Below are 1,207 nucleotides of genomic sequence, written 5' to 3'. Positions count from 1 at the left end.
TAGCTTGTAGATAAGCCATTTTGCTGTCATAGCGATCCATATGATCTTCGCTAATATTCAGTAAACAAGCGACGTCGGCATTGAGTTTATTAACGAGCTCTAGTTGAAAACTAGACAACTCCATCACGTAAAGCTCAACGTCATCTTCGAGAAGATCTAATGCAGGAGTTCCTAAGTTACCGCCAACACGAACATTGATGCCCGCATTTGCAGCCATTTCTCCAACTAGGGTCGTAACCGTACTTTTACCGTTTGATCCTGTAATCGCGATCATTGGTGCATTTACATGTTCAGCAAACAGATCAATGTCACCGCGGACTGCTACGCCAGCTTCTTTAGCTTTTTGAATAGCAGGGTATTTCGGATCTAGACCAGGACTCAGAATCAGCTCTGAATAATTACATAAGGCATCATCAGCAATCTCTCCGAGTGAAATCGCCACATCTGGGTACATGTTTTTAACTTGGTCTAGGTTCGGCGGGTTTTGGCGGGTATCTGCCATGGAGAAAGACCGCCCAATTCGCTTTAAAAAGCGCGCACAAGATAGCCCGGTCTCACCAAGACCCAACACTAAACTATGCTTGTCAGAAGCAATCAAACTCATTCTCTTAACGTACCTTAAGTGTCGCTAAACCAATTAACACAAGAATTACAGTAATAATCCAAAAACGAACAATGACCCGCGGCTCAGGCCAACCTTTTAATTCAAAGTGGTGATGCAAAGGCGCCATGCGAAAGATTCGACGTCCGGTCAACTTGTACGAGGCCACTTGCAAGATTACGGAGATCGTTTCCATTACGAACACGCCACCCATAATGAACAATACGATCTCTTGTCGAACGATAACTGCCACCACTCCTAGAGCTGCACCTAAAGCCAAGGCGCCAACATCGCCCATAAAAACTTGTGCCGGATAGGTGTTGAACCACAAAAAGCCCAAACCGGCGCCGACCATCGCGCCACAAAATACAACGAGCTCACCGGAACCAGGGACAAAAGGAATATGCAGATAGTCTGCGAATACAGCATTACCAGATACATATGCGAAGATGCCCAACGCACCAGCGACTAGCACCGTTGGCATAATGGCTAAACCGTCTAACCCATCTGTTAAGTTCACCGCATTTGAGGTACCCACTAATACGAAATACGTCAGCACAATAAAGCCAGGGCCTAGATCAAAGATCACATCTTTGAATACTGGAA

At 45.7% G+C, this 1,207-nt stretch carries 2 protein-coding genes; both read right to left on the bottom strand.

Annotated features, from left to right (window positions below; genetic code table 11):
* On the bottom strand, positions 1–604 hold a 604-nt coding region (locus tag A3738_RS18715), incomplete at its 3' end, for a Mur ligase family protein (protein ID WP_255376182.1).
* 4 nt (positions 605–608) lie between these two features.
* Positions 609–1,207 (bottom strand): phospho-N-acetylmuramoyl-pentapeptide-transferase (mraY, locus tag A3738_RS18710; protein WP_068763774.1); only part of this gene is annotated, 599 nt, incomplete at its 5' end.

The organism is Oleiphilus sp. HI0066, from assembly GCF_001635725.1.
Note: the sequence above shows the minus strand (reverse complement) of the source record. Positions and strands in the feature narration are given on the sequence as shown.